The sequence below is a fragment of the Micromonospora cathayae genome (genome assembly GCF_028993575.1).
In the GTDB taxonomy this organism is placed as follows: Bacteria; Actinomycetota; Actinomycetes; order Mycobacteriales; family Micromonosporaceae; genus Micromonospora; species Micromonospora cathayae.
Genome location: NZ_CP118615.1, coordinates 61946 through 86771, shown reverse-complemented (window position 1 = coordinate 86771; position 24826 = coordinate 61946). Strand labels below are relative to the sequence as shown.

Annotated in this window: 20 protein-coding genes; 11 read left to right on the top strand and 9 right to left on the bottom strand. The window is 74.3% G+C overall.

What is annotated here, in order from left to right; all coding sequences use genetic code 11:
- Positions 1 to 60 precede the first annotated feature (60 nt).
- Together PVK37_RS00425 and PVK37_RS00420 are read right to left on the bottom strand one after the other, a co-directional pair.
- A complete protein-coding gene (locus PVK37_RS00425) occupies positions 61 to 801 on the bottom strand; it encodes a class F sortase (RefSeq protein WP_275031674.1) in 741 nt (246 codons plus the stop codon).
- Positions 788 to 1831 carry a hypothetical protein gene (locus tag PVK37_RS00420; protein WP_275031673.1) on the bottom strand — a complete coding sequence of 348 codons (1044 nt, stop codon included), beginning with the start codon at positions 1829 to 1831 and terminating at the stop codon, positions 788 to 790. The genes PVK37_RS00425 and PVK37_RS00420 overlap by 14 nt, the downstream gene beginning before the upstream one ends.
- A 496-nt stretch (positions 1832 to 2327) precedes the next feature.
- Between PVK37_RS00420 and PVK37_RS00415 the strand changes: the two genes are divergently transcribed.
- Positions 2328 to 4112, top strand: a complete 1785-nt coding sequence (locus PVK37_RS00415) for a glycoside hydrolase family 6 protein (RefSeq protein WP_275031672.1) — start codon at positions 2328 to 2330, stop codon at positions 4110 to 4112.
- A gap of 115 nt (positions 4113 to 4227) precedes the next feature.
- Here the strand turns inward: PVK37_RS00415 and PVK37_RS00410 are convergent, their stop codons facing one another.
- The 3 genes from PVK37_RS00410 to PVK37_RS00400 form a co-directional block, all read right to left on the bottom strand.
- Positions 4228 to 4596, bottom strand: a complete 369-nt coding sequence (locus PVK37_RS00410; protein WP_275031671.1) for a hypothetical protein — start codon at positions 4594 to 4596, stop codon at positions 4228 to 4230.
- A 290-nt stretch (positions 4597 to 4886) separates the two neighbouring features.
- Positions 4887 to 6038, bottom strand: coding sequence for a hypothetical protein (locus PVK37_RS31760; RefSeq protein WP_275031670.1), 1152 nt, complete (start codon positions 6036 to 6038; stop codon positions 4887 to 4889).
- Positions 6019 to 6648 carry a hypothetical protein gene (locus PVK37_RS00400; protein WP_275031669.1) on the bottom strand — a complete coding sequence of 210 codons (630 nt, stop codon included), beginning with the start codon at positions 6646 to 6648 and terminating at the stop codon, positions 6019 to 6021. Before PVK37_RS00400 ends, PVK37_RS31760 begins: the two co-directional genes overlap by 20 nt.
- Before the next feature lie 375 nt (positions 6649 to 7023).
- On the opposite strand from PVK37_RS00400, the gene PVK37_RS00395 reads away from it, so the two are divergent.
- The 7 genes from PVK37_RS00395 (at position 7024) to PVK37_RS00365 (ending at position 15787) form a co-directional block, all read left to right on the top strand.
- Complete coding sequence (locus PVK37_RS00395; protein ID WP_275031668.1) at positions 7024 to 9498, top strand: sensor histidine kinase; 2475 nt, start codon at positions 7024 to 7026, stop codon at positions 9496 to 9498.
- Entirely contained in the window at positions 9498 to 9920 is a 423-nt protein-coding gene (locus PVK37_RS00390) for a roadblock/LC7 domain-containing protein (RefSeq protein WP_275031667.1), read from the top strand. Before PVK37_RS00395 ends, PVK37_RS00390 begins: the two co-directional genes overlap by 1 nt.
- Positions 9910 to 10299, top strand: coding sequence for a DUF742 domain-containing protein (locus PVK37_RS00385; protein WP_275031666.1), 390 nt, complete (start codon positions 9910 to 9912; stop codon positions 10297 to 10299). Before PVK37_RS00390 ends, PVK37_RS00385 begins: the two co-directional genes overlap by 11 nt.
- Complete coding sequence (locus PVK37_RS00380; RefSeq protein ID WP_275031665.1) at positions 10280 to 10876, top strand: GTP-binding protein; 597 nt, start codon at positions 10280 to 10282, stop codon at positions 10874 to 10876. Before PVK37_RS00385 ends, PVK37_RS00380 begins: the two co-directional genes overlap by 20 nt.
- Positions 10877 to 11066: 190 nt before the next feature.
- Complete coding sequence (locus tag PVK37_RS00375; protein WP_275031664.1) at positions 11067 to 12104, top strand: lactonase family protein; 1038 nt, start codon at positions 11067 to 11069, stop codon at positions 12102 to 12104.
- Between the two features lie 147 nt (positions 12105 to 12251).
- Positions 12252 to 13985: a VWA domain-containing protein gene (locus PVK37_RS00370; RefSeq protein ID WP_275031663.1), complete on the top strand. Its 1734-nt coding sequence runs from the start codon at positions 12252 to 12254 to the stop codon at positions 13983 to 13985.
- Between the two features lie 320 nt (positions 13986 to 14305).
- On the top strand, positions 14306 to 15787 hold the full coding sequence (locus PVK37_RS00365) for a sugar transferase (protein WP_275031662.1): 1482 nt from the start codon (positions 14306 to 14308) through the stop codon (positions 15785 to 15787).
- Positions 15788 to 15951: 164 nt separating this feature from the next.
- Here the strand turns inward: PVK37_RS00365 and PVK37_RS00360 are convergent, their stop codons facing one another.
- On the bottom strand, positions 15952 to 17082 hold the full coding sequence (locus tag PVK37_RS00360) for a PP2C family protein-serine/threonine phosphatase (protein ID WP_275031661.1): 1131 nt from the start codon (positions 17080 to 17082) through the stop codon (positions 15952 to 15954).
- Between the two features lie 97 nt (positions 17083 to 17179).
- Between PVK37_RS00360 and PVK37_RS00355 the strand changes: the two genes are divergently transcribed.
- Entirely contained in the window at positions 17180 to 17839 is a 660-nt protein-coding gene (locus PVK37_RS00355; protein WP_275031660.1) for a MarR family winged helix-turn-helix transcriptional regulator, read from the top strand.
- Positions 17840 to 17846: 7 nt separating this feature from the next.
- Here PVK37_RS00355 and PVK37_RS00350 read toward each other — a convergent pair whose 3' ends face one another.
- The 3 genes from PVK37_RS00350 to PVK37_RS00340 form a co-directional block, all read right to left on the bottom strand.
- Positions 17847 to 18899: a cobalamin B12-binding domain-containing protein gene (locus tag PVK37_RS00350; RefSeq protein WP_275031659.1), complete on the bottom strand. Its 1053-nt coding sequence runs from the start codon at positions 18897 to 18899 to the stop codon at positions 17847 to 17849.
- A complete protein-coding gene (locus tag PVK37_RS00345; RefSeq protein WP_275031658.1) occupies positions 18896 to 20578 on the bottom strand; it encodes a PP2C family protein-serine/threonine phosphatase in 1683 nt (560 codons plus the stop codon). The genes PVK37_RS00350 and PVK37_RS00345 overlap by 4 nt, the downstream gene beginning before the upstream one ends.
- 259 nt (positions 20579 to 20837) lie before the next feature.
- Complete coding sequence (locus PVK37_RS00340) at positions 20838 to 22061, bottom strand: ROK family transcriptional regulator (protein ID WP_275031657.1); 1224 nt, start codon at positions 22059 to 22061, stop codon at positions 20838 to 20840.
- Between the two features lie 115 nt (positions 22062 to 22176).
- Between PVK37_RS00340 and xylA the strand changes: the two genes are divergently transcribed.
- Positions 22177 to 23364 (top strand): xylose isomerase, encoded by a 1188-nt coding sequence (gene xylA / locus PVK37_RS00335; protein WP_275031656.1) that lies wholly within the window; start codon positions 22177 to 22179, stop codon positions 23362 to 23364.
- Positions 23365 to 23374: 10 nt separating this feature from the next.
- Positions 23375 to 24799: a xylulokinase gene (xylB, locus tag PVK37_RS00330; protein ID WP_275031655.1), complete on the top strand. Its 1425-nt coding sequence runs from the start codon at positions 23375 to 23377 to the stop codon at positions 24797 to 24799.
- Positions 24800 to 24826: the final 27 nt, after the last annotated feature.

Genomic DNA, 24826 nt, shown 5'->3' with positions numbered 1-24826 from the left:
ACCGCGACGCCCGGTGGACGACCTCCACCGGGCGTCGCGGTGTTCGATGGCGCACCGGGCTCAGGACACCAGCGTGGCGAAGACGATCACGTTGTCCAGGTAGTCCCGGGTCCGTTCGTCGAACGTGCCGCCGCAGGTGACCACCCGCAGGCCGGGCCGGTCGTTCCCGCCGTAGACCAGCTCGGCGGGGAACTCCGTCTTCGGGTACGAGCGCACCGTGTCGACCCGGAAGGTGGCCGAGGTGCCGTCGGCCCGGGCGACGGTGATGGCGTCGCCGGGCAGCAGCGTCCCCAGGTCGAAGAAGACCGCCGGCCCGATGTACGCCGAGTCGACGTGCCCGACGATGACGGCGTTGCCGATCTCACCGGGGCTCGGGCCCCGGGAGTACCAGCCGGCGTTCCGGGCCTGCTGAAGTGGGGGCATCTGGACCGTTCCGTCGGCCTCCACACCGAGCGACATGATCGGGGCGTTCACCCCGATCCGCGGGATCGTGATGGTGGTCGGGGTGGACCGGGGCAGCCCGGCGGAGCCCGGCGCGCCCTGGTCGCCCGCGGTCCGGCCGAGTTCGGCCCCGATGGGGTCGGCGGGGTCGTCCGCCGGGGCGGGTGTCCCGGCGACGTCGGGCGCGCCGGCCTGGACCACCGGCTGTGGCGGGCGGGGCGCGGGTTCCTCGGTCAGCCCCGCACCGAGCATGCCGGCGCCCAGTGCTGCGGTCAGGAGCACCACGGCCGTGCCGGCGGCACGCCACGGTTTCCCGTGTCGGCCGCCGGCCCGGGGTGTCCCCGTGTCAGACCAGCTCATCGGCCCGACGACGCCGCATCAGCACGATGCCGCCGAGCGCCGCGGCGCCGAGCATCGTCGCTCCGCCGAACGCCATGCCCCGGTCGCTGCCGGTGGCGCCACCGTCGCCGCCCTTGACGTGGCCCTTCGGCAGGACGACCAGGCTGCCCTCGCCACAGGAGCCCTTGAGCTCGTACGTGCCGGGCTCGGCGTCCCACGGGATGGTGGCCTCGCCGTAGTAGACGAAGTAGGTCTCGTCCTTCGCGCCCTCGTGCTCGGCGGCGGCCTCCTCCTCGGCCTTCTTCTTCCGCTCGGCCTCTTCGCCCTTCTTGGCCTCTTCGCCCTTCTTGGCTTCCTCGCCCTTCTTGGCTTCCTCGCCCTTCTTGGCCTCTTCCTCGGCCTTCTTCTTGGCCTCCTCGTCGGCCTTCTTCTTGTCCTCGTCCTTGACCTCGTCGCCGCCGGCCATGCCGCCGGGCTGGGTCACTCCTTCACCCGGCTGGCCGCCCTGCTCCGGGGCGCCTCCCGGGGCGCCCGGCTGGCCGCCCTCGTCGCCCTGGCCGGGCCCGCGGCCCTGCTCGCCGCCCTGCTCACGGCCTTGCTCACGGCCCTGCTCGCCGCCCTGCTCGCCTTCTTCGGCGTCCTGACCGGGCCAGCGGCCCTGCTCGCTGTCCTCCGCTCCCGGCGCGCCGGGCTGGGTGCCCTGGCGCGACTGGCCGCCCTCGGAGCCGGGCCAGCGGCCCTCCTGCTCCTCGTGCTGCCGGTCACGCTCACGGCCGCCCTTGCCGCTGTCCTCCCGGGGGTGGAGCTTGACCTTGCCGGTCACCTCCGACCAGACGAAGGCGTCCTCCTGCGCTTCCACGCAGACCTCGATGAGCTTCACGTCGTGGCCCGGCTTGACGGCGTGCGGATCGGCGTAGACCTTGCCCTCGCGGTGGTGACCCTCGCCGCCCTGCGCGCCGTCGGCGAAAGCGATCCCCGGCGTGAAGGCCAGCAAGGAGGCCCCGCCGAGGGCGGCACCGGCGACGACCTTTCCGAGCATGTTGGTAGCCATGTCCTGCGTCACTCCATCCCTTTTCGTCCTGGCCCGGCGGAAGCCGAGCTAGTTCAGACGTTAGCCCTGTTCGCGACCTATGCGGGGAAAGATTCGTGTTTTGGTTTTTGCCGCTTAGGTGGCTTTAGCGGCAGTGGCCGGCTGCCGTGGGCCGGTCCGCCCTCGCTGGGTTGTTACGGGACTGCTGCCCGTAAATTCCGAGCTGGTGGCGTCGAGGTATCGAGAGGTTGTCATGGAAGCGCTCCCATGCAAGAATCACTTCACTGCGTCAGCGGAGCCACACCGCGTAGGCCAGGCGTCGAGGGCAGCCGGTTCGTCCGGACGACGTCGTAGGCACCACCGCCGGTCGGCTCCACCCGTTCGCAGCGCAACACCGCTGCCCGTCCGGGTCGGGCAACCCCCATCACCCCCCGATGGCTTCTGTGGAACGACGTTTCCGTAAGCCTCGCCAGCCGGGCCGTACCCGGGTCCGGTCTCGCCCAAGGAGATCAGTGGCATGAATCTGTGGAGAAGTCTGTCCGGCCGGCGCCGGGCGGTCGCGCTGGCCGGCGCGAGCGCCCTGGTCGCGGGCGGACTGGTGACCATCCCGGTCACCGGCGCGTACGCTGCCACCCAGTGCGACGTCGCCTACACGACCAATGACTGGCAGGGTGGATTCACCGCCACCATCAACATCAAGAACCTCGGCGACGCCCTGAACGGGTGGACGCTCGGCTTCACCTTCCCGAACAGCAGCCAGCGGGTGACGCAGGGCTGGTCGGCCATCTTCTCGCAGTCGGGCCAGAACGTCACCGCCCGCAACGAGGGCTACAACGGCTCGCTTCCCACCGGCGCCAGCACCAGCATCGGGTTCAACGGCTCGTGGAGCGGCAGCAACCCGAAGCCGACCTCGTTCACCATCAACGGCGTGGCCTGCAACGGTGGCACCACCAACCCCACCACGCCGCCCACCACCCCGCCGACGACGCCGCCCACCACGCCGCCGACGACGCCGCCGACCACCACCCCGCCGCCCGGTGGGCCCAAGGTGGACAACCCCTACGCCGGGGTGAAGGGCTACGTGAACCCGGAGTGGAAGGCGAAGGCCGACGCGGAGCCGGGCGGTAGCCGGATCTCCAACACGCCGACCGCCGTCTGGATCGACCGGATCGCCGCCATCAACGGCACCGACGACAGCAGCTCGAACGGCTCGATGGGGGTCCGTGACCACCTGGACGCCGCCCTCGCCCAGGGTGCCGGCTACATCCAGTTCGTCATCTACAACCTGCCCGGCCGGGACTGCGCGGCGCTCGCCTCCAACGGTGAGCTCAAGCCGGACGAGCTGCCCCGCTACAAGGCCGAGTACATCGACCCGATCTCCGCGATCCAGGGTGACGCGAAGTACCGGAACCTGCGCATCATCAACATCGTCGAGATCGACTCGCTGCCGAACCTGGTGACCAACACCACCAACAACCCCGGCGGCACCGCGACCTGCGACACGATGAAGGCCAACGGCGGATACGTCAACGGCGTCGGCTACGCGCTGTCCAAGCTGGGCGCGATCCCGAACGTCTACAACTACGTCGACGCCGGTCACCACGGCTGGCTCGGCTGGGACAGCAACTTCAGCCCGGCCGCCCAGATCATCAAGGACGCCGCCGTCGCCTCCGGCAGCACCGTGAACAACGTACACGGCTTCATCGTCAACACGGCGAACTACTCCGCCCTGAAGGAGCCGTACTTCAAGATCACTGACCAGGTGAACGGCCAGTCCGTCCGCCAGTCCAAGTGGGTCGACTGGAACTTCTACGTCGACGAGCTCTCCTTCGCCCAGGCGTTCCGGAACGAGCTGATCTCCAAGGGCTTCAACTCCAACATCGGCATGCTGATCGACACCTCCCGTAACGGCTGGGGCGGCTCCGCCCGGCCCACCGGCCCGGGTGCGACCACCAACGTGGACACCTACGTCAACGGTGGTCGGGTCGACCGGCGGATCCACCTCGGCAACTGGTGCAACCAGTCCGGTGCCGGCCTCGGCGAGCGGCCCACCGTCGCCCCCGAGTCGGGCATCGACGCCTACGTCTGGGTGAAGCCCCCGGGCGAGTCGGACGGCTCCAGCAAGCTCATCCCGAACGACGAGGGCAAGGGCTTCGACCGGATGTGCGACCCGACCTACACCGGTAACCCGCGCAACGGCAACAACCCGAGCGGTGCGCTGGACAACGCCCCGATCTCCGGTGCCTGGTTCTCCGCCCAGTTCCAGCAGCTCATGCAGAACGCCTACCCGCCGCTCTCCTGACGGCACTCCGGCCCGCCGCCTCCGGTCGTGAGGCGCTGGAGGCGGCGGCCACCCGGGGCCCCTGGTCCGACCTGCACCGGTCGGGCCGGGGGCCCCTCGGCATTCGGTGGGGCGGTCAGGGCACCGTCCGTTCGACCGCCGCCCGTCCCTCGCGGTCCAGGTCCCGCCGGGCCCGTGCGACGTGCTCCGGATCCGGGTCCTGCCCCCGGGCCGCCGCCAGGTCCTCCGGATCCCAGGGCTGCTCCGCACCGGTACGCACGGCGGTGCGCCCGGCGCCGCTCTCCCCGGCGTACGCGGCACCGATCAGCTCCTCACCGCCGGTCCCGTCGGCGGGCACCTCGCCGGGCTGGGTGAAGGACGGGCTCTGCTCGTCCGGCCCGCCGTCGTTCGCCAACTGGGGCACCGTGGTGTCGTCGTCCACCGCCGCGGCCACCTCGGGGCTCTCCTCGAGCGGCCGGCGAACGTCACGGTCGCGATCGGTCATCGTTGTCGCCTCCTGTTCCCGGGCGCGTTCCCCTGATCCCTTCCGCGTACCCGGTGCGGCGGGCAGCATGCGTCCGGCCCACCCCCGGCGCGGCCCGGTCGCCGGACCGTCCGGTTCCGCCCCCGATCAGGCCGTACGCGACGAACCGGCCACCGACCACCGGCGGAGGTCCCGGACAGCCGGGCGGCGGACCCACGGCGGTGCCGCGCACTACTGCTCCGTCCACGGCGGAGCGTCCCGACCACGTACGCGGTCGGGACGCTCCGGTATGGACGGACGTGGTACGCCGGTCAGCGCCCCAGTACCCGGTCGAGGAAGTCGCGGTAGCCGCGTACCGCCTGGCGGAGCTGCTCGGTGTCCGCCGAGCCGGCGTCCTGCCAGCCGCTGATCTCGTTCTTCTGCGCGGCGAGCGCCGCGGCGAGCGCCTGGATCGCCTCCTCCACCAGGCCCTGGGCCTGCCCGGCCGCGGCCTTCGGGTCGTCGACGAACCGGAGCTGCACGTCCCGCCACCGGTCCCGGAAGCCCTGGGCGGTCCCGGCGTCGAACAGGGTGGCCGGTTCGGCGAGGGCGGCGGAGGTGGAACCGGTGGTGCCGGCGGCGGTCAGCGTGTCGGTGTCGCTGCCCGACCCGGCTCCCGGTCCGGTGGCGCCGGGCCGGGTCTCCGGGGTGGCGTCCGGGTCCACCATCTGCGGGGCCGGGCTACCGTACCCGGCGCCGTCGGTGCTGGCGTTGCGACGCACCCCGGTGTCCCGGTGGTCCACGGCGGTCGGCTCCTGCGCGTGCCGGCCGGGCCCTCCGGGGACGTGCTGCTCCGCCTCGTCGGTCCGCTGCTCCCGGTGGTGACCGTGCAGCAGGGCGGTCGGGTCGGCGTCCCGACCGACCCGGCGGTCGCCGTCGACGCCGTCGCCGGGCCGGGCGGTGCGCTCCTCGCGGGGGTCCGGCTCGTCCTCGGGACGCGGGCTGGCCAGTGCCGAGGCGGCCACCGCGCCCCCCACCGTGGTCGCGCCGAAGGCGGTCGGTACCGGCCCCGGCTCGTGGAACCCGTCCCGCCCGTCGGTGTCGACGCCCCGCAGGTCGAAGGGCCGCGTGTCGTCCGGCTCCCGACCGTCGCGTCGCCGGTCGTGGTCGGTCTGCCCACCCGGGACCCGGTCGTGGTCGGCCCGGTCACGGTCGTGGTCGTGGTCGGCCCGGTCACCCGGGACCCGGTCCTGGTCGGCCCGGTCGGCCGGGCCGTGCCGCTCCACCACGGCCGGGTCGTCGAAGGTGCCCCGGTCGTCGAGGACGTCCTCGGGGACCTCGGTCCGGCCGGCCCGGTCCCCGGGGCGGCCGGCGGTGTCGTGGGCCGGCGGAACCGGTACCGGCTCGGACCGGATCACCTCGGGCTGGTCGGTCTGCTCGTGCTGGCGCATGGTGGCGGTCTCCTCAGCGGCTCGTGGCGTCATGCGGGGTCTCGGTGGCGGTCACGGACCGCTGTGCCGGTGTGGCGGTCACGGACCGCTGCGCCGGCGGCTGCGCCCCGACCGGGTCCGTCCCGAGCAGGTCGGCGACGAGCGCCCGGTAGTGGACGACCGCCTGCCGCAGTTCCTCGGTGCTCGCCTCGCCGCGCTCGTTGCGCAGGTGGATCTCGTGGGCCTCGCGGTACCGGGTCAACGTCTGGGCGTGCTCCACGGAGAGGTGGGCGGCCTGCTCGTCGAAGTCCCCGGTGGGGTATCCGCGTTCGGCGACCAGCCGACCCACCAGCGCGTCGGCGTCGCCGACCGCTTCGGCGGGGGTGTCCACGAAGCGCAACTGGACCTCCTCCCAGGCGGCGGTGTAGCGGGCCCGGGACTCGGCGGTGAGCGGGGTGAGGGTGAGTTCGGCGTGCTTGCGCTGCCGGGCGCGGAGTTCCTTCTCCGCCGCGCTGCGGCTGGCGCGCTCGGCGACCACCCGGTCGTACTCCGGGCCGAACCGTCGGCGCAGCTCGCGGCGGCGGCCGGCGATCACGGCCACCGCCACCAGGGCGGCGATCACGAGCACGACGAGAACGATGACGACTACCTGCGTGGGCGACATGGCCTCCTCCTTCGCCACCTGCTATTCCCGCCCCGACCTGATCGCCAATCCCGATTGCGCCGACTTTCCGGTTCCGGGGTCCTCTCCTGTGGTGTCACCGTTCCCTTTCCGCGCGCGGACATGACCGGAACGGCCCGCGTGGGGCTCGACCGCTTCGAGAAATGGCGACGGGGGAGAAAACCGGGCGTCCGGGTACGTTCGTCCACCCTGGACCGGTTCCGGTCGAACATGAGCGGACGGAACAGACGGTAGTGCAACGGGCCCCGATTACGTATCCTGCCCAAGGTGCTCGTACCGGTGCCTGGTGTTCCGGGCTCGACGCTGCCCGGCGGCGGTGCCGGTGCCACCCCTGCCACACCTTCCGGGCGAGGTCTCATGAACTCCCGCGACTGGCCGATCCGCTCGAAGCTGACCGCGCTGGTCGTCGCCCCGGTGGCCGCCCTGCTGGCGCTCTGGATCTTCGCCACCACGCTCACCCTGGGGCCCGCCCTCGACCTGCTCTCCGGTCGTACCCTGCTGAGCGAGCTGGGGCTGCCCGGTGACCGGCTGGTGATCGACCTGCAACGGGAACGGCGGCTCTCGGTGGTCCAGCTCGCCGGGGACGGCGAGTCGTCCGCGCTGCGCGAGCAACGGCTGCGGACCGACCAGGCGGTGGCCGAGCTGCGTCGCCGGGCCGCCGGCCGGGACCTGCGGGACGCCACCGACGAGCTCATCGACGCCCGCCTCGACCGGCTCCTCACCGCCCTGGAGGCGCTCCCCGCCGGGCGGGGCTTCATCGACCAACGGGAGATGGACCGGGCCGGCGCGCACGGCCTCTACACCGGCATGCTCACCGCGGCCTTCCAGACCTTCTCCGCGATGTCCGTCGCGCCCGACGGCGACCTCACCCGGCAGGCCCGCGCGCTCAACCTGCTCGGTCAGGCCCGTGAGCTGCTCGGACAGGCCGACGCGCTGGCCGCCGGCGCGCTCACCGCCGGCCGGTTCGCCCGGGGCGAGCACGCCCAGCTGGTCCAGACCATCGGCAACCACCGGTACGCCACCAACCTGGCGATCGCCGACCTGCCGTACTCGGCCCGCAGCGCGTTCCAGCAGCTCACCGAGAATGACGACTTTCTCCGGCTGCGGCGGATGCAGGACGAGCTGATCGCCGCCGAGCGCTCCGGCCCACCCCCGGTGGACCCGGTGGCCTGGCAGACCACCCACGACGCCGTCCAGCAGGAGTTGCGGGACTTCGAGCTGGCCGAGGCGTCGGCGCTGACCGAACGGTCGGTGCCGACCGCGATCGGCATCCTGGTCCGGCTGGCCGCCGCCGGGCTGCTCGGGCTGGTGGCGATCGTGATCTCCCTGGTCGTGGCGTTGCGGGTCGGCCGGTCGCTGATCCAGCGGCTGACCGGGGTCCAGGCGGCGGCGCTGGAGCTGGCCGAGCGGCGGCTGCCCGACGTGGTGGCCCGGCTGCGCCGGGGCGAGCCGGTCGACGTGGCCCGGGAGGCCCCACCGCTGGAGTACGGCAACGACGAGATCGGCCAGGTGGGGCGGGCCTTCAGCGTGGTCCAGTCCACCGCCGTGCGGTCGGCGGTGGACGAGGCGGCCCTGCGGCACGGGCTGAACGAGGTCTTCCTCAACATCGCCCGCCGCAGCCAGGGGCTGGTGCACCGGCAGCTGGCCCTGCTCGACCGGATGGAACGGCGGGCCGAGGACCCGGCGGAACTGGCCGAGCTGTTCCGGGTCGACCACCTCGCCACCCGGATGCGGCGGCACGCCGAGGACCTGGTCATCCTGGCCGGGGCCGCGCCGGGCCGGGGTTGGCGCAACCCGGTCGCCGTGCTCGACGTGATCCGGGGCGCGATCTCCGAGGTCGAGAACTACGACCGGGTCGACATCGCCGGCGTACAGCCGGCCGCGGTCGTCGGCCGGGCCGTCGGTGACGTGATTCACCTGCTGGCCGAGCTGGTCGAGAACGCCACGTCGTTCTCGCCGCCGCAGACCCGGGTCCAGGTCCGCGGCGAACTGGTCCCCAACGGGTACGCCGTCGAGATCACCGACCAGGGTCTCGGGATGACCGCCGAGGCGATCGAGGAGACCAACCGGCGACTGGGCCGGCCGCCCGAGTTCGACCCGTCGGCCAGCGCCCGCCTGGGGCACTTCGTGGTGGCCCGGCTGGCCGCCCGGCACGGGGTCCGGGTGCAGCTGCGCCCGTCCGTCCACGGCGGGGTGACCGCCGTGGTGCTCCTCCCGACCGACGTGGTCACCACGCTGCCGCCCCGACCGCCCGGCGGCGACCCCGGCTCCGGGTCGGGACGGATGGCGAAGGTGACGAAGCTGACCACCCTGCCGCGTCCGCGTACCGCGCGGGCCACCCGGGAACGGACGGACGCGCCCGCGGTGGTCCCGCTGTCGTCGGCCCGACCCGGCCCGGCCGAGGCGCCGGTGGGGCCGGACGGTCTGCCCCGGCGGGTCCGGCAGCGTGCCCCGGCCCGGCAACCCCGCCGTCCGGCCGCCGCCGAACCCTCGCCGCGCACCCCGGAGCAGATCCGGGCCGCGATGGCGGCGCTACAGGCGGGGACCGCCCGGGGCCGCCGGGCCGCCGGTGAGCTGCCACCCGCAAGTGGTCCGGGCGCTGTTCCGCCGGCCGTCGGTGGGCCGGCCGCCGCTTCGCGGGCCGCCGGTGGGTCGGGCGTACGCCCGGTGCCCGCCGCTCCGACCGGGCCCGGTGCGGGACCGGCCGGGCCGGTGGACGCGCCCACGGTGCCCACCGGTAGGACGGTGGACGAACCGACCACGGAGCTACCCCGGGTGCCGCCCGGCGGGACGACCGTCGACACTGTCACCGGAACTGGAAGGGACGCGTAGTGGTGCAACCCACGAGGCAGGCCACCGATCTCGACTGGCTGCTCGACGAACTGGTGGACCGGGTGCCGGCCGCCCGCCAGGCGGTGGTGCTCTCCGCCGACGGGTTGCCGATGGGCGCCTCCACCGGGCTGGACCGGGACGCGGCCGAGCACTTCTGCGCGATGGCCTCCGGTTTCGCCAGCCTGGCGAAGGGGGCCAGCCGCCACTTCGCCGCCGGACCGGTCCGGCAGACGGTGGTGGAGATGGAATCGGCGTACCTCTTCGTCACCGCCGCCGGGCAGGGCGCGTGCCTGGCGGTGCTCAGCGACGCCGACGCGGACATCGGCCTGATCGCGTACGAGATGGCGATGCTGGTGACCCGGGTCGGCGAGTACCTGAGCGCCCCGTCCCGGGCTTCGACGGTCGTGGCCGATGCGGGCTGAGCCGCCGGGGCCGCAGCACGAGTGGCTGGACGACGACGCCGGTCCGGTGGTCCGCCCGTACACCGTCACCGGTGGCCGGGTGGCCCCGACCACCGGCGACTTCGACCTGGTCGCGTTCGTGCTGGCGAACCCGGGCGCCGACCCGGCCGGCCACCCGCACCTGCATCCGGAGCACCGGCAGCTCGTCGAGCTGGCCGGCGAGCCGGTGTCGGTGGCGGAACTCGCCGCGCACCTCAACCTGGCCCTCGGTGTGGTCCGGGTGCTCCTGGGCGACCTGCTCGCCGGTGGGCTCGTCAGCGTGCACGAGCCGCCGACCACTGCGTACCTTCCCGACGACAACATCCTCAAGGCGGTGGCGAATGGACTCCGTGCACTCTGAGCGGGTCGGATCCGGGCAGCGGGTACCGCTCGCCCTGAAGATCCTGATCGCGGGGGGCTTCGGGGCCGGCAAGACGACCCTGGTGAGTGCGCTGAGCGAGGTCCGCCCGTTGCAGACCGAGGAGGTGCTCACCGACGCCGGCATCGGCACGGACGACACGTTCGGCGTGGAGGGGAAGTCCACCACCACGGTCGCCATGGACTTCGGCCGGATCACCATCAACGAGGATCTCCAGGTCTACCTGTTCGGCACCCCGGGCCAGGACCGGTTCTGGTTCCTCTGGGACGAGCTGGCCTTCGGGGCGCTCGGCGCGGTGGTGCTGGCCGACACCCGTCGGCTGGCCGACTGCTTCCCCTCGGTGGACTACTTCGAGCAGCGGGGCATCCCGTTCGTGGTCGGGGTGAACTGCTTCGACGGTTCCCGCCGGTTCAGCCTCAACTCGGTACGCCACGCGTTGGACCTCGACCCGGACGTGCCGCTGGTGCTCTGTGACGCCCGGGACCGGCAGTCCGGCAAGCTGGTGCTGGTCGCCCTGGTCGAGCACGTCGCCGCCCAGCGCGGCGAGCCGGCGGCCTGAGCACCCGGCGGGCGAGCCGGCGGCCTGAGCACCCGGCGGGCGAGCCGGCGGCCTGAGCACCCGGCGGGCGAGCCGGCGGGGTGGCGGGGTGGGCCGCCGCCGGAGAATTCCGGGAAATCCGGTTCACCGGCGGCTGATCCCGGGAAGGCTCTGGGGTGATCGACTCCGGACGAGGTGAGAGGCGGTACCGGTGACCGACCAGGGTGGCATCGTCCACATCGGTGGCTACACGGCGGAGGGCGACGGGAAGGGCGACGGCATCGTCGCGGCCCGCCGCGATCCGGACACGGGGACGCTGACCCCGCTCGGCACGGTGGCGGTGACCCCGTCCCCGTCGTTCCTGGTGCGGCATCCCGCGCTGCCGGTGCTGTACGCGGTGAACGAGCTACCACAGGGCCGGGTCGGCGCGTGGCGGATCGGGCCGGACGGTGACCTGACGCCGCTCGGCGCGGGAGACACCGGCGGGGACTCGCCCTGCCACCTGGCGGTCACCCCGGACGGCCGGCACCTGGTCGCCGTCAACTACGGCGGGGGAAGTGTGGCGGTCTTCCCGCTGGACGACGCGGGCGTGCCCGGTGAGCGCAGCGACCTGGTGGTGCACGCCGGGCACGGAGCGGACCCGGAGCGCCAGGAGCACGCGCACGCGCACATGGTCTCGCCGGACCCGTCCGGCGGGCCGACGTACGTGGTCGACCTGGGCACCGACTCGGTGTACCGGTACGACCTGGACGCCGCCACCGGTCGGCTGGTGCCCCGGGCACCCCGGGTGCGTACCCACCCCGGGACCGGCCCCCGGCACCTGGCCCGGCACCCGGACGGGCGGCGGGTCTACCTGGTCGGCGAGCTGGACGCCACGGTCACCGCGTACGACCGGGACACCGACGGGGGGTTGCGTGAGCGGGGCCGGGTGCCGGCGAGCGGCCGGACCGGGCACGTCCAGCCCTCGGAGATCGCGGTGGGGCCGCAGGGCCGGGTCCTGTACGTCGCCAACCGGGGAGCGGGCACCCTGGCGGTCTTCGCCCTCGACGGTGAGCTGCCGGAACTCGTCGCCGAGGTGGACACCGGCGGGGAGTGGCCCCGGCACTTCGCCTGGTCGGGCCGCGATCTCTACGTGGCCGACCAGCGGGCCGACATGGTGCGGCAGTTCCGCGTCGATCCGGCCAGCGGGGTGCCGGAGCCGGTGGGGGAGCCGGTCGCCGTGCCGAGCCCGAGCTGCGTCCTGCTCTGACCCGCAGGGTCGCGTCGCTCTCACCCAGCGTGACGAAACGACCGTATACGCAGGTCAACTGTTCATCCTGAGTAACTTTCGTCCGAACGGACGTAGCAGTAACGTCCCTCGGTCCGCAAGATGGTGACCGTGTCAGGCCGCCATCGCATGCGTACGGGTATCCGCGGAGCAGGCGCCGTCGCCTCAGCGACGGCGCTTGTTGTCGTCGTCGCCGGGGCGTGGTTCGGCTACCAGCGGCTGGCCGAGCCGGCCTGCTCGGGGCAGGTCGAGCTGACGGTGGCGGCGGCACCGGAGATCGCCCCGGCGGTGCAGGCGGCGGCCGGGCAGTGGGTGGCCGACGGGGCGGCGGTCGGCGGCACCTGCATCACGGTGAACGTCGCCGCCCAGGACCCGGTCGAGGTGGCCGCGGCGGTCGCCGGCAAGCACGGCGTCACCCTCGCCGGGGTGGGGCAGGCCAGCGGTACGGCGATCACGCCGGACGTCTGGGTGCCGGACTCCTCCACCTGGCTGCTGCGGCTGAAGAACAGCGGGGCGACCGCCTTCGAGCCCGGCAACGGCGAGTCGATCGCCCGTAGCCCGGTCGTGGTCGCCATGCCGGAGCCGGTCGCCACCCGGCTCGGCTGGCCGCAGCAGAAACTGACCTGGTCGAACCTGTTGCAGCAGGTGAACACCGGGACGAACCTGCGGACCGGGATCGTGGAGCCGACCCGGGACGCCGCCGGGCTGGCCGGGCTGCTGTCGATGACCGCGGCGGCCAGCGCGGGCGGGGGCGACGTCCAGCAGGCCAGGACGGGCGCGTTGCGGGCGCTGGCGACCGGGCGCTCCGCGCTCCGACAGGACCTGCTGGCCCGGTTCCCGCGCTCCACCGACCCGGCGACGGTGGCGGGCGCGCTCGGTGCCGCCGCCCTCTCCGAGGAGGACGTGATCGCGTACAACGGCACCAAACCGCCGGTGCCGCTGGCCGCGCTCTACCTGGAACCCGCACCGATGCCGCTGGACTACCCGTACGCGGTGCTGCCGGGGATCGAGCCGGCCAAGGCGTCCGCCGCGAACGTGTTGTTCGAGGCGCTCACCACGGCGGCCTTCCGGGACCGGCTGGCCGACCAGGCCCTGCGTGCCCCGGACGGCAGCGCCGGGGCCGGGTTCCAGGCTCCGCAGGGCGCGCCGGCCGGGGGCATGGCCTCCGCTCCGGCCGGCGGTGGCACCGCCGCGGGCGGGCTCGACCCGAACACGATCGAGGCCGCCGTGTCGAGCTGGTCGATCGCCACCCAGTCGGGTCGGATGCTCTGCGTCATCGACGTGTCCGGTTCGATGAAGCAGCCGGTGCCGACCGCCGACAACGCCTCCCGGGCGCAGGTGACGGTCGCGGCGGCGAGCCGCGGTCTGGGCCTGTTCGACGACTCCTGGGCGATCGGGCTGTGGACCTTCTCCACCCGGCTGGTCGGCAGCCGGGACTACCGGGAGCTGGTCCCGATCGGCCCGGTCTCCACCCAGCGCGGCCGGTTGGAGGCGGCGCTCGGCACGGTCCGGCCGAGCAGCGGCGACACCGGCCTGTACGACACGGTGCTGGCCGCCTACCGGACGGTGCAGGACGACTGGGAGCCCGGTCGGGTGAACTCGGTCGTGCTCTTCACCGACGGCAAGAACGAGGACGACGACGGGATCAGCCAGCGGGCCCTGCTCGACGAGCTGACCAGGATCGCCGACCCGGACCGTCCCGTCCAGGTCGTGATCATCGGGATCGGTACGGACGTCAGCCGTGCCGAGCTGGAGGCGATCACCAAGGTCACCGGGGGCGGGGTCTTCGTCACCGAGGACCCGACCAGGATCGGCGACATCTTCCTGAAGGCGATCGCACTGCGGCCGAACGCGCCGCGCTGACCGGCCGAACGCGCCGCGCTGACGGGTCGGACGTGGCGCGCTGACGGGTCGGACGTGGCGCGCCGGCCGCTCGGACGGACCGCGCTGACCGGTCGCACACGTCCCGCTGACCGGTCGGACAGCCGACAGTGGGCGGTCGGGGGGAGCGGAACGTCCGGTGGAACCGGATCTGTCCACATCGGATCCCGCAATTGACGGTATTCCGTCGGTGGCTTCCGACGCGAGGATTAACGGGGGAAGATGTCCCGGGTGCTCCGCGGCACCGGCCACCGGGGGGCCGGTGCGGAGGCAGCGCCCATCGACGCTAGTGGGGAGGGTCGTTGACCTCGGCGCTGTTGACCCCTGCCTCGACGTCGTCCACGTCCACCGCGCCGCGCCCGGCGCGGACGGTCCGGGCCGACGAACGGGCCTACATCCACACCCTGGTGGTGCTGGACACCGCCATCCTCGCCGTGGCCGTGCTGGTCGGCTACGTGACCCGCTTCGGCGACCACGAGCCGCGCGGCTCCGAGGTGCCCTACGTGCTGGTGGCCCCGGGGCTGGTGATCGCCTGGCTGCTGTCGCTGCGGATGCTGCGCTGCTACGACGACCGGGTCCTCGGCTACGGCGCGGACGAGTACCGGCGGGTCACCTCGGCGAGCCTGCGGCTGGCCGCGACCATCGCCATCACCGGCTACATCGCCGACGTGGGCGTGTCCCGGGGCTTCCTCGCCATCACCCTGGCCGTGGGCACGCTCGGGTTGCTGGTGACCCGGTTCGCCGCCCGCAAGCGGCTGCACCTGGCCCGATGCAAGGGCGGTGGCTGGTCCCGCCGGGTGCTGGCGGTGGGGGACACCCCGCACGTCCTGGAGCTGGTGCACACCCTGCGCCGCGAGCCGTACGCCGGTTACCAGGTGGTCGGGGCGTGCATCCCGGACGCGCTGCTCGCCCCGGTGCCGCAGCGGTTGGGTGACGTGCCGGTGGTCGGCTCGTTCCGGGGCATCCCCGAGGCGGCCGAGGCGATCGGCGCGGACACCGTCGCGATCACCACCTCCAGCGAGCTGACCGCGACCCGGCTGCGCCGGCTCGGCTGGCAGCTGGAGGGGACCGGCATCGACCTGGTGCTGGCCCCCGCGCTGACCGACGTGGCCGGGCCGCGCATCCACACCCGTCCGGTCGCCGGGCTGCCGCTGATCCACGTGGAGGCCCCCGAGTTCCGGGGCGCCCGCAAACTGATCAAGGGGCTGGTCGACCGGTCGCTCTCCCTGCTGGCCCTGGCGCTGCTCGCCCCGGTGCTGGCGCTGATCGCCCTGGCGATCCGCCTCGACAACCCCGGTCCGGTGCTGTTCCGGCAGGTCCGCGTCGGTCAGGGCGGGCAGGAGTTCGGCGTGTTCAAGTTCCGCACCATGGTGGTCGACGCCGACGCGATGCTCGCCGAGCTGACCGCCCGCAACGAGAGCGACGGGCTGCTGTTCAAGATGCGCGACGACCCCCGGGTGACCCGGGTCGGCCGGCTGCTGCGCAAGTGGTCCCTGGACGAGCTGCCGCAGCTCGCCAACGTGCTGATCGGGCACATGAGCCTGGTCGGCCCGCGCCCGCCGCTCCCTTCCGAGGTGGCCCGCTACGACGGCGACGTCGCCCGCCGGCTGCTGGTCAAGCCGGGCATGACCGGTCTCTGGCAGGTCAGCGGACGCTCCGACCTGAGCTGGGAGGACGGCATCCGGCTGGACCTCTACTACGTGGAGAACTGGTCGCTGGCCGCCGACCTGACCATCCTGTGGAAGACCTTCGGCGCGGTGGTCCGCAGCCGGGGCGCGTACTGACCCGGCGGCCCGCGCCACCCGGCCCGAAGACCGGCTGCCACGGGCCGCCCGGCCAGGCCCACGGCCAGGCCAGGCCAGGCCAGGCCCGGCGCACGGCCAGGCCCGGCGCACGGCCAGGCCCGGCGCACGGCCAGGCCCGGCGCACGGTCAGGCCGGGGTCACGGTCAGGGCTGCGGGCCGGTCCAGTCCAGGCAGACCACGACCGCGTCGTCGATCAGGTCTCCGGCCACGAAGGCGCGCAGGTCGCCGATGAGCGACCGGACCGCGTCCAGCGGGGCCATCGGCCCGGTCCGGCGCAGGAACCGGTCCAGGGCGCTGTCGCCGTACCGGATGTCCTGGCCGGTGGCGTCGATCACCCCGTCGCTGACCACGAAGAGCCGGTCGTCGCGGTGCAACCGCAGCTGCTGGGGCCGGTACTCGGTCGCCTCGAACATGCCCAGCGGGAACTGCGGCTCCAGGGGATGCTCGCGGACCTCACCGTCGCGCAGCAGCACCAGCCGGGGCGAGCCGGCGTCGACCACGTCCAGCGTCCCCTCCCGCAGGTCCAGCTCCAGCAGCAGCGTCGAGACGTACTGGTCACCGTGGTACACCGCGTGGATCGCCTGGTCGGCCAGGGCCGCCTGGTCGGCGAGGGGCAGCCCGGCCCGCCGGGCGTTGCGCAGCGCGTGCACGGCCAGCGAGGTGAGCATCGAGGCGGCGACCCCCTCACCCATCCCGTTGACCACCGACAGCCACAGCCGGGTCCCGTCGTCGGACCAGTCGAAGCTGTCGCCGCGTACCGCGTAGGCCGGTTCGAGCTGCCCGGCCAGGCTGAACGAGGGACGGACCCGGCTGCGGCCGGGCAGCAGCTCCCACTGCATCTCGGCGGCCAGGGTGAGCCGGCGGCTGCGTCGGGCCGTCCGGTAGACGTCGGTACCGGCCGACACGGCGGCCAGCTCGTGCCCGAGCACGGTGGCGATCTCGGCGAGCTCCGCGAGCACCGTGGGGTCGTCGGGCACCGGGGCCACCCGGAGCACGCCGCGCCGCTCGCCCCGCATCCCGACCGGGAAGTACCCGGTCCCGGCGGCGACGATGGGCTCCTGGTGGTCGAAGCACCGCCAGGCCGGGTGGCCGGGGCCGGTCAGCGGCTCCCCGTCGTGCAGCGGCAGCAGCACCGACAGCCGGTAGTCGACCTGGAACAGCTCGGTGTCGGTGATGCCGTACGACGTGGCCAGCTCGGTGGCGATCCGGTCCAGGAGGAGGTCGGTCGGCGCATCGGTCAGGGTCCGGCGGGCCCGGGTGACCGGCTCGCTCATCATCACTCCTTCTGACGATCCAGCTACCAGCGGTTCGGGGGGTAGTCTCAGGCACACGATGGCCGAAGAACAGCGTCCGTCCGGACCAGAAGCGAGTATGGCTGCCGCCCTCGACGACGCGGCGGCCGCCCTGCTGTCCGTGTGGGAGGAGGCCCGGGAGCGGACCACGAACCGGCTCTCGGCCGCCCAGTTGCGGGCGGTCATGGCCGTGGAGGAGCACGACGGGATCAACCTGCGGCGGCTCTCCGGTCTGCTCGGCATGCTGCTCTCCTCGGCGAGTCGGCTCTGTGACCGGCTGGTCGCGGCCGGCATGCTGGAACGGGAGCCCGGCCGCTTCGACCGTCGGGAGATCTCGCTGCACCTGACCCCGGAGGCGGCCCGCCTGCTGGCCGAGCTGCGGGCCGACCGACGGGCCCGGCTGGCCGAGATCCTCGCGGGGATGAGCCCGGCCGGGCGGGAGGCGCTGTTGCGTGGCGTCGGCGAGTTCGACGAGGTGGCCCGTCGGCTGCCGCCCCCGACGCTGGAACCGGACGAGCCGGCGGGACCGCCCGGCCGGGAGCCGTCGCCGCGCTGGTACGCCGAACCGGACGCCACCGGGTCCGCCCGCCGCCGGGAGCCCCTGCCCGAGCCGCGCCGCGCCGGTGAACCGCGGCCGGTCGAGGCACCCGGACCGGAGGCCGGACGGGGACGCGCGGCGCTGACGGCCGTCCCGCCGGCGGTGCCCGGCCCGCCGCCCCCCATCGCCCGCCCCGCCTGAGCCGGGTTCAGTCGGTACGGCGGGCCAGCTCCAGGTAACGGGTGGCCTGGGGATGCTCGGTGAGGGCGGCGGCACAGGCGGCCAGCAGCGCGTCGTGCAACGGCCGACGGGCGGCGAAGGTCTGCCGCTGCCACCGGACGAACTCGGCGACCAGCTCCGGATCGCCGACCCGGATCGACGCGGCGAGGGACTCCAGCACCTGGGCGACGGTGGCGGCGAGCAGCTCGGACTCGTCCTCGCCGGGGGCCAGGGCCAGGTCGACGGCCTGCACCACCTCGCGTCGGCGGCGCAGCACCGCGACGTGCTCGTCGCCGGGTGGCGGTGCCGGCGCGTCGGCCGAGGCTAGCTCGAACCGCCGCTCCAGCAGGTCGACGGCGTCCCGGGCGGACGCTCCCCAGGCCATCGCGCCCACCGCCGCCGCCCACCGGCCGTCCGGCCCGAACCCGGGGCCGCCGGCCACCACCGGTACGTCGGCGGACCGGCACATCTCGATCATCCGGGCGGCCCGGGTCAGCCGGTTCGGCTGCACGCAGCTCAGCAGCACCGCGTCCGGCCCGGTCTGGTGCAGGTAGGTGACCAGGTGCCGGGGCGGCACGCTGGCACCGAGGAAGGTCACCCGCCAACCGCCGGCCCGGACCACCTCGGCCACGATCCGCGCGGCCAGCGCGTGCCATTCGCCCTCGACGCAGGCCAGCACCACGTGCCCGCGGTGCCCGGCGACCGGGATCCGCCGGGCCACCGCGGCCACCACCTGCTCGCTGACGTGTGTCGCGGCATGCTCCTGGGCCACGCTCCACCGCCCGGTCAGCCAGCGGCGGCCGATCTCCCGCTGGGCCTCCGCGACCAGGTCGACCAGGACGTCCGCCACCGACCAGCCGGCATCCAGCAGGCCCAGGACCAGCCGGGTGGCGGCGTCGGCATCCACCCGGTCCAGGCAGTCCAGGTACGCGTCGACGGCGACCGCCCCGTCACCCGCCGCTCCGCCCGCTGCCCCGCTCGCCTCGTCGGCGGGGGTGCCGCTGGGTGTGCCGCTCACCTCGTCGGCGGGGGTACCGGTCACGCGGACGGCGCTGCCGCGACGGCCAACATGGCGATGTCGTCGTGTCCCTGCCCGTCCAGCCACTCGTCGACGAGTTGCAGCAACCGGTCGACCATCACCCGGGGCGGCAGCCCTGCGCCCGAGGCGACCGCCTGCCGCAACCGGTGCTCGCCGAACATCTCGATCGCTCCCGGCCCGCCGCGTGCCTCGGTCACCCCGTCGGTGTACGCGAGGAGCAGCTCACCGGGGGCGAGGTCGATCCGCACCTCGACGAAGCGGGCGTTGCTGAGCGCGCCGACCGGCATGCCGCCGACCACCGCGGTCCGGACCTGTCCGTCGGGTCCGACGACCAGCGGCGACGGGTGGCCGCCACCGGCGACGCGCAGGGTGAGGCCACCGTCGGGCCGGCTGGTGCAGGTGCCGAGCAGCAGGGTGGTGAACTGGCTGCGGCGGGCGGCGTCCGGCGCGTCGAACAGGGCCCGGTTGAGCAGGGCCATCAGCTCCAGCGGACGCTGCTCGACCAGGCGTAGGGTCTGCAACGACTGGCGTACCCGGCCGGTGAGCACGGCCGCGCCGACGCCCTTGCCGCACACGTCACCGAGGGCGAACGTGCCGCCGTCGGGGGTACGGGAGACGTCGTAGAAGTCGCCGCCGATCCGTAGGCTGTCGCCGGCCGCCCGGTAGCCGCCGGCCAGGACCGCCCCGGGGATGTCGGGCAGCTCCGGCGGGAGCAGGCTGGCCTGGAGCACCCGGGCCAGGTGGGTCTGTTCGCCGTATAGTTCGGCGGTGGCGAGGGCGGCTCCGGCCCGGGCCGCGAACTCCCGGGCCACCTCGATGTCCCGCTGGTCGAAGCCGGTCCGCCCGGTCCGCCGTACCATGATCAACGCGCCGGCCGCGCCGCCGGCCCCGATCATCGGGGTGACCAGGACGGTGCCGGGGCGTCCGAAACCGGCCGGCAGCAGCGGACCGAGGTCGGAGAGTTCGGCGTCGAGCCACGGGCTGGCGTCGGTGCGGTCGCCGTCGAGCGCCTCGGCCAGGCCGGGCACCGAGCCGGTCAGCCCGGCCGGGCCTGTGCCGCCGACCGGAGCCGGGTCACCGTCGACGAACCGTACCCAGGCGGGGTCGGCGTCGGCGGGAGCCGGCGGCGGTGGTCGGTGGACCGCCACCGCGACGTCGGCGAGGTACGGCACCGCGAGCGTCACCGCGGTCCGGAGCGTCTGCTCCCGGTGCAGGGAGAGCCCGAGCCGGCTGCCGGCGCGGGCCAGGAACGCGGTCCGGGCGCGTTCGGCCAGCAACGCGTCGGTACGGGCGTGTTCCTCGGTGACGTCCCGGACGTACCAGGCGCAGCCCGGCCCGCGCAGGGCCCGGCGGGTGCCGCGCAGCCGGCGTCCCCGGTGCTCGGTCTCGAAGCTCTCCGCCCCGGAGCGGGCTGCCTCGGCCAGCGCCGGCACGGTGGCCAGGGGCAGCACGGTGCCGGGGGTGAGCTCCGGGAGCAGTTCCACGGCCATCGCGTTGACCAGGGTGACCAGGCCCCGGGGGTCGGTGGTCACGACCGCCTCGGCCAGCCCGTCGAGCAGTTCACGGGCGAGCGTGGCATCGGTCGGGACGGTGTCGTCCGCGGCGGGTCGGGGGCGGGGGCGTGAGGCGTGCCCACCTCCGCTGACCGGATCGGCCACCCCTTCCCGTCGGGTGGTGGTCACCGTCGTTCGCCGGGCGCCCCGGTGTGCTGGCCTGTGGACATGCTGGGGTGGTGCTCCTCGGGTCCGGAAAAAGCTTGCTTTCCGGCAAGGGTACCGAGGTGATCGGTCGAGCGCCCATCGGCCGGACGTGGACTTCGCCTCCACCGGGCCGGCCGGGCGTGGACTCCGCCTGCCCCGGGGCGGTCGGGCGTGGCCGCCGTCCCGGCTGGGCCGGCCGGACGGTGAGCCGTCGGGCCGGCCCGACGGTGGGGGTCGCCGGCTACCGGGCCAGCCAGGCGTTGGGCTGGGCGATGATCCGACGGACCACCGAGCCGGCCGCCCCCACGGCGGCGGCGTCCGCGCCGAGCACCGCCGGCCGGATGGTGACCGGAGCCCAGGCGGCGGTGAGCACCCGGCGGGAGACCTCGGCGGCCACCGGTGGACTCAGCCACGGCGCGAGCGGCGCGTACCCGCCCCCGAGCACCACGGTGTCCAGGTCCAGCAGGTTGACCACCCCGGCGACCGCGACGCCGAGCGCCGTGCCGGCCCCGGCCAGCGCGGCACAGGTGGCCGGGTCGCCGTCGGTCGCCAGCCGGGCCAGCCGGGCGGCGTCGGCGGGCAGGTTCTCGCCGGCCAGTCCGGCGGCGGCGATGATCGCCTCCTGGCCGGCGTACTGCTCCAGGCAGCCGCGCCCGCCGCACCGGCAGGGGCGTCCCTCGGGGTGGACGGGAAGGTGGCCGATCTCGCCGCTCCAGCCGCGTCCGCCCCGGTACAGGGCGCCGTCGAGGACGATTCCGGCGCCGATGCCGACCTCGCCGGAGATGTAGAGGAAGTCGGTGGCCGTGGCGTGGCCGGTGTGCAGTTCGCCCAGCGCGGCCAGGTTGGCCTCGTTGTCGACCACCAGCGGGGGCAACCCGGGGATCGTCTCGGTCAGCGGGGGGAGCAGGGCCGGCACGTCCACCTCCCGCCAGCCGAGGTTGGGGGCGAGCCGGACCACGCCGCCCGCGCCGACCAGGCCGGGGACGGCGAGCGCCACCCCGGCCAGGGTGAGCCCCTGGTCGTCGGCGTCGGCGCGGGCGCGGGCGGCCAGTTCGGCGGTCCGGGCGAGGGTCTCGGCGGGGGAGGTGAGGCGCAGGTCGACCCGGTGCACGGTGCGGTGCCGGACCGCCCCGGCCAGGTCGAGCACGCAGGCCGCCAGGTAGTCGACGTTGATCTCCAGGCCGAGACCGGCCGGGCCGTGCCCGGCGAGCAGCAGGCCCCGGGCCGGCCGGCCGGCACCCGCCCGGGGGGTCGGCTCGACCTCGGTGACCAGCCCGCCGCCGATCAGGTCGTCGACGACGGCGGAGACGGTCGCCCTGGTCAGCCCGGTGTCGGCGGCCAGGTCGGCCCGGGACGGCGGGCGGGGTGCGGCGGCGATCCGGCCGAGCAGCAGGGCGAGGTTGATCTCGCGGAGGCTGGCCTGGCGGACCGCCCCGACCGGGGTCGGATTGGTGGTGCTGCTCACGGCCTTGACACTGCCACATCGTCGCCAAATAATTCAACCGCTGAACAAATAGCTCCGTCGCGGGTCGTCATCACCCACGGCGGGCCAGCGCCGCCACCACCACCGGAGGTCTGCCATGGCACCCCGTCCCACTCCCGCCGACAAGTTCTCCTTCGGGCTCTGGACGGTGGGCTGGCAGGGCCGCGACCCGTTCGGCGAGGCCAGCCGGCCCGAACTGGACGCCGTCGAGGCCGTGCACCGGCTCGCCGAGCTCGGCGCGTACGGGATCACCTTCCACGACGACGACCTGATCCCGTTCGGCGCGGACGCCGCCACCCGGGACCACCACATCGCCCGGTTCCGCAAGGCGCTCGCCGACACCGGCCTGGTGGTGCCGATGGTCACCACCAACCTGTTCACCCACCCGATCTTCAAGGACGGCGGGTTCACCAGCAACGACCGGCAGGTCCGCCGGTTCGCGCTGCGCAAGGTGCTGCGCAACGTCGACCTCGCCGCCGAACTGGGCGCGAAGACCTTCGTCATGTGGGGCGGCCGGGAGGGCGGCGAGTACGACGTCGCCAAGGACGTCCGGGCCGCGCTGGACCGCTACCGGGAGGCCGTCGACCTGCTCACCCAGTACGTCATCGACCAGGGGTACGACCTGCGCTTCGCCCTGGAGCCCAAGCCGAACGAGCCGCGCGGCGACATCCTGCTGCCCACCGTCGGGCACGCGCTCGCGTTCATCTCCACTCTCGAGCACTCCGAGCTGGTCGGCCTCAACCCGGAGGTCGGGCACGAGCAGATGGCCGGGCTGAACTTCGTGCACGCCATCGCCCAGGCGCTCTGGCACGGCAAGCTGTTCCACATGGACCTCAACGGCCAGCGTGGCGTCAAGTACGACCAGGACCTGGTCTTCGGCCACGGTGACCTGCTCAACTCGTTCGCCCTGGTCGACCTGCTGGAGCACGGCGGCATCACCGGCGCGCCCGGCTACGACGGCCCCCGGCACTTCGACTACAAGCCGTCCCGCACCGAGGACAGCACCGGCGTGTGGGCCTCGGCCGAGGCCAACATGGCCACCTACCTGCTGCTCAAGGAGCGGGCGGCGGCGTTCCGGGCCGACCCGGAGGTGATCGAGGCCCTGGAGACCAGCAAGGTCACCGAACTGGCCGTACCCACCCTCGGCGACGGCGAGACCACCGCCGACCTGCTCGCCGACCGGTCCGCCTTCGAGGACCTGGACGTCGACGCGGTGACCGCCCGGGGCTTCGGCTTCGTCCGGCTCAACCAGCTCGCCGTCGAGCACCTGCTCGGCGCCCGCTGAGGAGGGCGCCGTGCCGCTCGTCGCCGGCGTCGACTCGTCGACGCAGTCCTGCAAGATCGTCGTCCGGGACGCGGAGACCGGCGCGCTGGTCCGGCAGGCCCGCGCGCCGCACCCGGACGGCACCGAGGTCGACCCGGAAGCCTGGTGGCAGGCTCTCACCGACGCCGTCGGCACCATGGGCGGGCTGGGTGACATGGCGGCCGTGTCGGTCGCCGGGCAGCAGCACGGCATGGTCTGCCTGGACGACGCCGGTCGGGTGGTCCGGCCGGCCCTGCTGTGGAACGACACCCGGTCCGCCGGGGCCGCCGCCGACCTGGTCGCCGAGGCCGGTACGGGGGAGGCGGGCCGGCGGTTCTGGGCCGACGCGGTGGGCAGCGTGCCGGTGGCGAGCTTCACCGTGACCAAACTGCGCTGGCTGGCCCGGCACGAGCCGGCCAACGCCGACCGGGTGGCCGCGGTCTGCCTGCCGCACGACTGGCTGACCTGGCGGCTCGGTGGCGGCGGTGACCTGGCCGCGCTGCGCACCGACCGCAGTGACGCCAGTGGCACCGGATACTGGTCCCCGGCCACCGGGGAGTACCGTCCCGACCTGCTGGAACAGGCCCTCGGCCGGCGTCCGGCGCTGCCGGTGGTGCTCGGCCCGGCCGAGTCCGCCGGCACGGTCGGTGGGGCCTACGGCAGCGTGCTGCTCGGCCCGGGTGCCGGGGACAACGCCGGGGCGGCGCTCGGTGTCGGGGCCCGCCCCGGTGACGTGGTCGTCTCCATCGGCACCTCCGGCACCGTGTTCAGCGTCGCCGACACCCCCGCCGCCGACCCCGACGGCGCGGTCGCCGGGTTCGCCGACGCCACCGGCCGGTACCTCCCCCTGGTCTGCACGCTCAACGCGGCCCGGGTGCTGGACGCCGCCGCCGCGCTGCTCCGGGTCGACCTGGCCGACCTGGCCGACCTGGCACTGGCCGCGCCGGCCGGGGCGGACGGGCTGGTCCTGGTGCCGTACCTGGAGGGGGAACGGACCCCGAACCGGCCGGACGCCACCGGCGCGGTGCACGGGTTGACCCTGCGTACCTCCACCCCCGCCCACCTGGCCCGCGCCGCCGTCGAGGGGATGCTCTGCGCGCTGGCCGACGGGCTGGACGCGCTGCGTGCCCAGGGGGCCCGGGTCGACCGGGTGATCCTGGTCGGCGGGGGCGCCCGTTCGGCGGCCGTCCGCCGGATCGCCCCGCAGGTCTTCGGCTGCCCGGTGCTGGTCCCGCCGCCCGGCGAGTACGTCGCCGACGGCGCGGCCCGCCAGGCCGCCTGGCTGGCCCTCGGCGGCACCGAACCACCGCAGTGGACGGTCGGCGCGACCGAGGAGTACGCGACCGAGCCGGTCCCCGCGATCCGCGCCCGGTACGCCGAGGCCCGGGACCGGATCGTCGACCGCGCTGACGGGTAAACGACTGTACGGGGCGGGTCGGGTTGG

What these genes read in the sequence shown, in the direction of transcription:
- xylA (WP_275031656.1), top strand. Translation starts at nt 22,177, where the DNA reads ATGGCACCCCGTCCCACTCCCGCCGACAAGTTCTCCTTCGGGCTCTGG.
- PVK37_RS00395 (WP_275031668.1), top strand. Translation starts at nt 7,024, where the DNA reads ATGAACTCCCGCGACTGGCCGATCCGCTCGAAGCTGACCGCGCTGGTC.
- PVK37_RS00410 (WP_275031671.1), bottom strand. Translation starts at nt 4,596, where the DNA reads ATGACCGATCGCGACCGTGACGTTCGCCGGCCGCTCGAGGAGAGCCCC.
- PVK37_RS00380 (WP_275031665.1), top strand. Translation starts at nt 10,280, where the DNA reads ATGGACTCCGTGCACTCTGAGCGGGTCGGATCCGGGCAGCGGGTACCG.
- PVK37_RS00420 (WP_275031673.1), bottom strand. Translation starts at nt 1,831, where the DNA reads ATGGCTACCAACATGCTCGGAAAGGTCGTCGCCGGTGCCGCCCTCGGC.
- PVK37_RS00415 (WP_275031672.1), top strand. Translation starts at nt 2,328, where the DNA reads ATGAATCTGTGGAGAAGTCTGTCCGGCCGGCGCCGGGCGGTCGCGCTG.
- PVK37_RS00370 (WP_275031663.1), top strand. Translation starts at nt 12,252, where the DNA reads ATGCGTACGGGTATCCGCGGAGCAGGCGCCGTCGCCTCAGCGACGGCG.
- PVK37_RS00400 (WP_275031669.1), bottom strand. Translation starts at nt 6,648, where the DNA reads ATGTCGCCCACGCAGGTAGTCGTCATCGTTCTCGTCGTGCTCGTGATC.
- PVK37_RS00385 (WP_275031666.1), top strand. Translation starts at nt 9,910, where the DNA reads ATGCGGGCTGAGCCGCCGGGGCCGCAGCACGAGTGGCTGGACGACGAC.
- PVK37_RS00425 (WP_275031674.1), bottom strand. Translation starts at nt 801, where the DNA reads ATGAGCTGGTCTGACACGGGGACACCCCGGGCCGGCGGCCGACACGGG.
- PVK37_RS00355 (WP_275031660.1), top strand. Translation starts at nt 17,180, where the DNA reads ATGGCTGCCGCCCTCGACGACGCGGCGGCCGCCCTGCTGTCCGTGTGG.
- PVK37_RS00360 (WP_275031661.1), bottom strand. Translation starts at nt 17,082, where the DNA reads ATGAGCGAGCCGGTCACCCGGGCCCGCCGGACCCTGACCGATGCGCCG.
- PVK37_RS31760 (WP_275031670.1), bottom strand. Translation starts at nt 6,038, where the DNA reads ATGACGCCACGAGCCGCTGAGGAGACCGCCACCATGCGCCAGCACGAG.